Origin of the sequence: Nocardia cyriacigeorgica NBRC 100375 (genome assembly GCF_000308555.1) — a bacterium.
Lineage (GTDB): Bacteria > Actinomycetota > Actinomycetes > Mycobacteriales > Mycobacteriaceae > Nocardia > Nocardia cyriacigeorgica.
The window spans coordinates 1-7,662 of the sequence record NZ_BAFY01000244.1; the positions used below are offsets into that span (position 1 = coordinate 1).

Annotated in this window: 8 protein-coding genes; 5 read left to right on the forward strand and 3 right to left on the reverse strand. The window is 67.1% G+C overall.

What is annotated here, in order from left to right:
• The first annotated feature begins 207 nt into the window (after positions 1 to 207).
• Positions 208 to 2,034 (forward strand): acyl-CoA dehydrogenase, encoded by a 1,827-nt coding sequence (locus RJ05_RS24700; RefSeq protein WP_036541220.1) that lies wholly within the window; start codon positions 208 to 210, stop codon positions 2,032 to 2,034.
• A gap of 103 nt (positions 2,035 to 2,137) precedes the next feature.
• Here the strand turns inward: RJ05_RS24700 and RJ05_RS24705 are convergent, their stop codons facing one another.
• A complete protein-coding gene (locus RJ05_RS24705; protein ID WP_036541222.1) occupies positions 2,138 to 3,067 on the reverse strand; it encodes a TetR/AcrR family transcriptional regulator in 930 nt (309 codons plus the stop codon).
• Positions 3,068 to 3,142: 75 nt separating this feature from the next.
• On the opposite strand from RJ05_RS24705, the gene RJ05_RS24710 reads away from it, so the two are divergent.
• Entirely contained in the window at positions 3,143 to 4,357 is a 1,215-nt protein-coding gene (locus RJ05_RS24710) for an MFS transporter (protein WP_051016883.1), read from the forward strand.
• 66 nt (positions 4,358 to 4,423) lie between these two features.
• On the opposite strand, the gene RJ05_RS24715 is transcribed toward RJ05_RS24710, so the two are convergent.
• Together RJ05_RS24715 and RJ05_RS24720 are read right to left on the reverse strand one after the other, a co-directional pair.
• Positions 4,424 to 4,627, reverse strand: a complete 204-nt coding sequence (locus RJ05_RS24715) for a DUF397 domain-containing protein (protein WP_036541225.1) — start codon at positions 4,625 to 4,627, stop codon at positions 4,424 to 4,426.
• A 29-nt stretch (positions 4,628 to 4,656) separates the two neighbouring features.
• Positions 4,657 to 5,517 carry a DUF5753 domain-containing protein gene (locus tag RJ05_RS24720; RefSeq protein ID WP_036541236.1) on the reverse strand — a complete coding sequence of 287 codons (861 nt, stop codon included), beginning with the start codon at positions 5,515 to 5,517 and terminating at the stop codon, positions 4,657 to 4,659.
• 172 nt (positions 5,518 to 5,689) lie between these two features.
• Here RJ05_RS24720 and RJ05_RS24725 point away from each other — a divergent pair, with 172 nt between their 5' ends.
• The 3 genes from RJ05_RS24725 to RJ05_RS24735 form a co-directional block, all read left to right on the forward strand.
• Positions 5,690 to 5,980, forward strand: a complete 291-nt coding sequence (locus RJ05_RS24725; protein WP_249040536.1) for a hypothetical protein — start codon at positions 5,690 to 5,692, stop codon at positions 5,978 to 5,980.
• 59 nt (positions 5,981 to 6,039) lie between these two features.
• The gene (locus RJ05_RS24730; protein WP_036541230.1) at positions 6,040 to 6,468 is read left to right on the forward strand and encodes a DUF4254 domain-containing protein; all 429 of its coding nucleotides are present in this window, start codon (positions 6,040 to 6,042) and stop codon (positions 6,466 to 6,468) included.
• Positions 6,469 to 6,665: 197 nt separating this feature from the next.
• The coding region (locus tag RJ05_RS24735; protein WP_036541232.1) for an inorganic phosphate transporter at positions 6,666 to 7,662 on the forward strand (997 nt) is incomplete at its 3' end.

Consider the following 7,662-nt stretch of genomic DNA (forward strand, 5'->3'; position numbering starts at 1 on the left):
CCGGAATATCTCTCGATGACGAGTCGGTTTCGTGCGTTGCCGTGAGGTGAAACCTTGCGCACAAGCGTCCAGTACGGTGCGGTGAGGTCGGTCCGCGCTTACGGTTGCGTAGCTCGTCAGCGGTGCGGCACGCTTCGGTTCGTAGTAGTCACAAGCCGGAAACCCTCACGGTCGGCTGACCGCGGGCGGTGAGTCGAGGAGGACGCGGTGGGGCATTACAAGGCGAACCTGCGCGATATCGAGTTCAACCTGTTCGAGGTGCTCGGACTGGACAAGCTGCTCGACACCGGCGCCTACGGCGACCTGGATTCCGAGACCGTCCGCGAGATCCTGGCCGAGGTCAAACGCCTGGCCGAGGGCCCGGTGGCCGAATCGTTCGCCGCCGCCGACCGCGACCCGGTGCAGTTCGTGCCCGCCGAGCACACCATCACCGTGCCCGACGCACTGCGCCAGACCGTGACCACGGTGCGCGAAGCCGATTGGAGCAGGCTCGGCCTGCCCGAGGGCATGGGTGGAACGCCGGCGCCGTCGGCGCTGGTGTGGGCGGTCAACGAGATGATCAGCTGCGCGAACCCGTCGGCCTCGTTCTTCAATATGGGCCCGGTGATGGCGGCGGTGCTCTACAACATCGGCACCGAACAGCAGCAGCACTGGGCGACGATCGGCTACGAGAAGGGCTGGCAGGGCACCATGGTGCTGACCGAGCCGGACGCGGGCTCGGATGTGGGCGCCGGGCGCACCAAAGCCATCGCGCAGCCGGATGGGTCCTGGCATATCGAGGGCGTGAAGCGGTTCATCTCCGGCGGTGACGTCGGTGATACCGCGGAGAACGTCTTCCATCTGGTGCTGGCGCGGCCCGAAGGCGCTGGGCCCGGCACCAAGGGGCTGTCGCTGTTCTACGTGCCCAAATATCTCTTCGACCCGCAGACGCTGGAACTCGGCGAACGCAACGGCGTATTCGTCACCAATCTCGAACACAAGATGGGCCTGAAATCCTCGCCCACCTGTGAACTCACCTTCGGCGGTGAGGTGCCCGCCGTCGGCTGGCTGGTCGGTGAGGTGCACGACGGCATCGCGCAGATGTTCCAGGTGATCGAGAACGCCCGCATGATGGTCGGGGTCAAATCCAGCGGGACATTGTCGACCGGATACCTGAACGCGCTGGCCTACGCCAAGGAGCGGGTGCAGGGCGCGGACCTCACGCAGATGACCGACAAGACCGCTCCGCGCGTCACCATCACCCACCACCCGGACGTGCGTCGCTCGCTGGCCATGCAGAAGGCCTACGCCGAGGGCCTGCGCGCGGTGTACCTCTACACCGCCGCGCACCAGAACGTGGATGTGGCGCAATTGGTCTCCGGCGCCGACGAGGAACTGGCGCATCGGGTCGACGATCTGCTGCTGCCGATCGTCAAGGGCGTCGGCTCCGAGCGCGCCTACCAGTACCTCACCGAATCACTGCAGACCCTGGGCGGATCCGGCTATTTGCAGGACTATCCGATCGAGCAGTACATCCGCGACGCCAAGATCGACTCGCTCTACGAGGGCACCACCGCCATCCAGGCGCAGGACTTCTTCTTCCGCAAGATCGTGCGCGACAAGGGCGTGGCGATCGGCCATGTCACCGGCCAGATCAACGCCTTCCTCGACGCCAAGAGCGGCCGCTTCGAGCCCGAACGCGAACTGCTGCGCACCGCCCTCGCCGACGTACAGACCATGGCGGCCACCCTCACCGGTTACCTGATGGCTTCGCAGGAGGAGCCCAGCGAGATCTACAAGGTCGGCCTCGGCTCGGTGCGGTTCCTGCTGGCCGTCGGCGACCTGCTCATCGGGTGGCGTCTGCTGGTCCAAGCCGAAATCGCGGCAGCAGCCCTCGCCGGTGAAGTGAGCGAGAAGGACCGTGCCTTCTATGCCGGAAAGGTCGGCGTGGCAACGTTTTTCGCGAGGAATGTGCTGCCTACGTTGACCGCGGTCAAGAACGTGATCGGATCGCTGGACACCGACATCATGGCGTTGGACGAAGCGGCGTTCTGACCCGGCGCTCCGCCAGGTCGAGGCGTTGATCGGGCGCGCGATCCGGGCGGCCAGGATCGGCGCCTGGCCAGGCGTCCGAGTGTCGGAACCGTTCTGAGCGCCGCTAGTCCGCGAGGAGCTTCAGGACGACGGGTCGCGACAGTGTTCCCGAGACCTGGCGGGCCAGCTGGTTGGCGCTGGTGCCGCAAGCATGGGCGCCGCGCAGGGCCGTCGCCAGCTCGGCGCGCGCGGCTTCGGCGGCGGCCTGGGCTGCGCGCAAGCGTGCGGCTGCCGCGTCGACCGGGTCGGTGCCGGAGCCGTCTGTGCTGGTGACCAGTCGAGTGGGCCCGCCTGAGTCAGAGGTAGTCCCGGTGGACTCGAGGTCGGCCTGCGGATGCACCCCGCGCGCGGCATCGTTCTGCGCCTGCTCACCCCCAGCGGCGCCGGGGCCGGTCAAGATGTTGACCGGTGAGTCGGGGTCGAATCGCAGGGCGGCACGGGCGAAATCCGCCATGAAGGTGCGGATGGTCGCGGTGTCGTCGGCGGCGTCGCCGAGCAGCAGGCGTGCGGTCTGGGGAAGGGTGTTGGCCCAGTTCGCGACCCCGCACAGGGCGATCAGCAGCAGGCCGGCGCGCTGCTGGTCGACGCCGAATTGCTGTTGAGCGCGGTCGAATTTGCGTTCGTAGAAGTCGGCGCGCCAACCGTCGATATCGTGCGCGTCGGCGCCACGGTGCAGCGCCTCCCACAGCATCAGGCGCAGCAGTTTCGGGTTGTCGTGGTGGTAGTCGAACAGTTTGGCGACGTAGTCGCCCACCTCGGTGTCGGCCAGCGGCTGCACGGTCTCCATGAACTCGCGCAGGCTGTCGATCAGGATGACGTCGAACAGCTTGTCCTTGCTGCCGAACAGTCCGTAGATGCGTTCCTTGTTGACGCCCGCCGCCTCGGCGATGCGGTCGACCCGGGCACCGGCCAGCCCGTACTCGGCGAATTCGTCGCGCGCCGCGCGCAACAGTGCCTGCCTGGTGGCGTCGCTGCGTTTGGTGGTGGGCGTCATGGGCAAGACTTTACCATTCCATTAAACCAACTATTTGGTTGACGTTCGGGCCTTGCCGGTCGTACGCTTCGACCCATGGCATCGCCGACAGCTCCTCTCGCCGTTCCCGATTCGATCCCCACGCCCACCGAGCACGCCTCGACCGCGAAGACGCTCCCGGTCTTCGTCGTGTCCGCCCTGCTCGCCACCGGCCAGATGTACATTCCAATTCCCCTGTTCAGCGCCATGAAATCGGATTGGCACGTCGGATCGGGGGTGATGACCTGGATCATCAGCGCGTTCGCGTTCGGCTATGCGGGCGGCTTCGTGCTCTTCGGGCCGCTGTCGGACCGGTTCGGTCATCGCCGGGTGTTGTTCACCGGCATGCTCACCGCCGCAGTGGTCACCCTATTGATCGGTATGGCTTTCAGTGCCCCGGTGGAGATCCCGCTGCGGGTGGTGCAGGGGCTGGTCGTCGGGTCGATCCCGCCCGCGCTCATGGCCTATGTCGCGATCCGGATCGCGCCAGGGCACCGCGCGGTGGTGACCATGTCGATGGCCACCTCATTCCTGGCCGCGACCGTGCTGGCGCAGATCGTCTCGCAGGCAGTGGTCGGTTGGTTCCCGTGGCGCACGGTGTTTCTCGGCTCCGCCGTCTTGTTCGCCGTGCTCGCCTTCGCCCTGCGCTCGGTCATGCTCGACGACCTACCCGCCACCGCGAATCGGTCGCTGCGCCACAGCTATGCCGCCATCCCCGCCGTGCTGCGCATCCGCGCGCTGCTGCCCATGCTGATCGCCGGCGCCCTGAGCATGGCGGTGATGGTCGGCGTGTACACCGGCATCGAAATCGCCGGTCTGGTGCACGGTTCCGGAGAACTGCTGGCTCTGCGGGCCGGCGCCCTCCCGGTGATGCTGGCCCTGCCGCTGCTGGCGATCCCGCTGGCCCGGCTCTCCCGGCACGGCCAGATCATGCTCGGTGTGCTGGTCGCCGCGGCCGCCATGATCGCCGCCGCGCTGGCGGGCACGGGAGTCGTCCTGCTGACGGTCCTGCTGGCCGTCCTCGTCGGCGGCCTCGGCGTCATCGCCCCGGCTGTCCTGCAATCGGCAGGCGAGCTCGGTGGCGACGCCAGAGCCGCCGCCTCGTCGGTGGCGATGTTCAGCTTCTACGTCGGCGCCACCACCGGCCCCCTCGTCGCCGCCGCAGCCGCCCCCCACGGATTCGCCATCCTCTCCTGGACCCTGGCCGCCCTCCTCCTACTGGCCCTCACCCTCACCCTCACCCTTCTCGCCCCACGCCCCACCCTCGCGTGACCGATGCGCCGAGAGGCACATGACGCAGCGACTGCCAGCGTGTCGCCTACGTCGTGTGCCGCTCGGTCACATCGGGGAGGTTTTGAGGGTGGCGAGGAAGGTTGACCAGGTGGTGGGGGTGAAGGTGAGGATGGGTTGGGTGGACGGGTCGGGGTGTTTGCTGTCGCGGACGAGGGTGGCGTCGGGGGTGAAGGCGACCTCTACGCAGGCCGCGGCGTCGGTCGAGTAAGTCGACTTGAACCATCCGCTTTCGGGTACCGCCGCACGCATAAGCGCATCGTATCGCGCGCGAATTCCGGCTAGAGGGCCTCGATTCGGCGTTCGAGCAGCTCCCTCGAATCAGCGGGTGGCAAGGCGTGCTCGGCGCGGGCGTGCTCGAACATCGTGCTCAGGTGTCGGACCGGCTCTGAATCTTCGATCAGCGCGTACTGGATAAGGGTTTCGCTCCACGCGATGTCGGGCAGCAGCGGGCTGTCGAAGCCGAGGAGATGGAAGGTGGCGCCGCCGAGAAGCGCGCCGCCGACGGCATCGAAAGGGACGATCCGCAGGTCCACGGTTTCCGGATGGCGGTCGAGCACATCACCCAGATGGCGTAACTGACCGCGCAATACGTCGCGGCCGCCGATCTGCTGGGTCAGTGCGGCTTCGTGGACGATGGCGGTCAGCTGCAACGGGGCGTCACCGTCGAGGCGGGCTTGCCTGCGGATGCGCAATTCGACCAATCGCTCGACCTCGACCCGTCGAATTCGCGCGGCGTCGTTGCCGATCAGGGCGCGCGCGTAATCCTCGGTCTGCAACAGGCCGGGGATCATCAGGCTTTCATAGGTCCGGACACTTGTGGCCCCGTATTCCAGTCCGTACAGGCGAGCCACTTCCTCGGGGAGCAGGTTCGCGTATTCCGCCCACCAGCCGCGCCGCTTGGCGGCTTCCCGTAGCTCCCGCATCCGGTCCCGCTCGGCGGGGTCGAATTCGAGCAGTTCCATCAGCCGCTCGAGCTTGTCCTCGGCGAGAACACGCTCCTTTTCGACCTTCGACCAGTACGACAGGGTGAAGCCGAGTTCCTTGGCGATCGTCGGTGCGCCCACATCGAACTGACGTCGCCGCCGGCGGATTCGGAGCATCAGCTCCCAACGGGCGACGGTCGGGGAGAGTGGCGCCATCGTCGAATGAGGTCCTTCCCGCTCGGCGATTCGTGTCTCGACCGTACCGCCCGCCTGATGGAGTAGACCGAACAAGCGCCTGGTTGATCAGATAGGTCAACTTGACTTATCGATCGATATCGATCAACACTGGCTGGTGTCACAGATCACAGCGGGGGCTCGATCGACCCGCATGGCGGGGAGCGAGGGTGCGATGGCCGTGCATGTGGTGCGCAGGGTGTGGATGGTTGGGGACAAGACGGCGCATCGGGCTCGGGCGGTGGGTGACGGGGCATGGGTGGTGTCGTATCTGCGGGGCCGGATTCTGACCATCGAGCAGGCGGTGGCGGCGTTGCAGGCGGCCGAGTTGGTGATCGATATGGACGAGCTGGCCGCGCGGGTGGGATTGACGTCGCTGGAGATGTTCGGGCTCGCGGTCGTCGAAGCGCCGTGGGACGCGGTTCCGGCGGCGGATCGCCTGTAGCAACAAAACTCGTACTGATCCGAAACCTATTGTCCGGCACCGTAAAACAAGGGGGAATAATGTCGATCCTGCCTGCCAAGGAAATGCTGTTGCTCGCCTGCCGTGCCGCGCCGCGCGAGCAGCATCCGATTCTCGGCGCCGCGCATCTGCTGGCCGGGCTGCACACCGAGCGCAGGCGTACCGCGCTCGGCGCCACCACCGACATCGATCGGCAACGGGCCCGCCTGGTGCTCGCCGTCGACCGCTGGGTCGCGACCGAGCTGCCGATCACCCACGGTGGCGCGCATATGCACACCGAGACCGTCGGGACCGTGATCGACCGCCTGGCCCTGCTCTCGACGCGGGCACACGAAGCCCTTGGCACGGCCCCGCCCTGGCTGATCCACGACGCCTGGGAAAGCCTCGCCGAACTCGCCATCGGCTACGAAGACCTCGCCTACGAACTCGGCACCGGCCGCCGCAGGCTGCCCCGCCGCGCCGAACCGTGAAGTGCTCGCCGGCCGGCTACCCATGCTCGGGCCTGACGGGGTCAGGCATCACAGCCCGCTGAACGGTCGTGGCGGTGCCACCCTCGGCCGGTCGCGCGGCCATTACCCGAAGTGCGGGAATCTTAGATGAACACGACACGGACGCGATTTGGCATCCGTATGAAAATCGTCAAAACGGATACCGCACACTGGACGGCGTGACCGTTGAATTGCTGGTTCTGCTCATCGTCATCGTCACGGCACTCGTATTCGATTTCACCAACGGCTTCCACGACACCGCCAACGCGATGGCCACCTCGATCGCGACCGGGGCGTTGCGCCCACGGATCGCGGTCGCGTTGTCGGCAGTGCTGAACCTGATCGGTGCGTTCCTGTCGGTGGCGGTCGCGGCGACAGTGGCCAAAGGAATCGTGCAACTCGACGCGGTGTCCGGGCACGCCCTGCTGATCATCGTGTTCGCCGGTCTGGTCGGCGGCATCCTGTGGAATCTGCTCACCTGGCTGTTCGGCCTGCCGTCGAGCTCCTCGCACGCCCTGTTCGGTGGCCTCATCGGCGCCACCCTGGCCGCGCTCGGCTGGAGCGGGGTCATCTGGGCCGACGGATCCAACGGCGTGCTCGCCAAGATCGTCATCCCCGCGGTGCTCGCGCCCGTGATCGCGGCGCTGGTCTCCGCGGTGGGCACCTGGCTGGTGTACCGGATCACCCGCGGCGCCGAAGAGGGCAAGGTCAACGAGGGATTCCGCTGGGGCCAGGTGGGATCGGCGTCGCTGGTCTCGCTGGCGCACGGCACCAACGACGCGCAGAAGACGATGGGCGTCATCTTCCTGGCGCTCGTCGCGCACGGCAGTCTCACCAAGGATGACGAGATGCCGCTGTGGGTGATGGCGGCCTGTGCCGTCGCGATCGCGGCGGGCACCTACCTGGGCGGCTGGCGCATCATCCGCACCCTCGGCAAGGGGCTGGTGGAAATCGACTCGCCGCAGGGCCTGGCGGCCGAATCGTCCTCCGCGGCGATCATCCTGACCTCGGCGCACTTCGGTCTGCCGCTGTCGACCACGCAGACCGCCACCGGATCCATCCTCGGCAGCGGCCTCGGCAAGGGCGCCGAGGTGCGCTGGAGCGTGATGGGACGCATGGTGGTGGCCTGGCTGCTGACGCTGCCCGCCGCCGGAATCATGGGCGCCATCTGCTGGG

What these genes read in the sequence shown, in the direction of transcription:
- RJ05_RS24705 (WP_036541222.1), bottom strand. Translation starts at nt 3,067, where the DNA reads ATGACGCCCACCACCAAACGCAGCGACGCCACCAGGCAGGCACTGTTG.
- RJ05_RS24710 (WP_051016883.1), top strand. Translation starts at nt 3,143, where the DNA reads ATGGCATCGCCGACAGCTCCTCTCGCCGTTCCCGATTCGATCCCCACG.
- RJ05_RS24715 (WP_036541225.1), bottom strand. Translation starts at nt 4,627, where the DNA reads ATGCGTGCGGCGGTACCCGAAAGCGGATGGTTCAAGTCGACTTACTCG.
- RJ05_RS24720 (WP_036541236.1), bottom strand. Translation starts at nt 5,517, where the DNA reads ATGGCGCCACTCTCCCCGACCGTCGCCCGTTGGGAGCTGATGCTCCGA.
- RJ05_RS24725 (WP_249040536.1), top strand. Translation starts at nt 5,690, where the DNA reads ATGGCGGGGAGCGAGGGTGCGATGGCCGTGCATGTGGTGCGCAGGGTG.
- RJ05_RS24730 (WP_036541230.1), top strand. Translation starts at nt 6,040, where the DNA reads ATGTCGATCCTGCCTGCCAAGGAAATGCTGTTGCTCGCCTGCCGTGCC.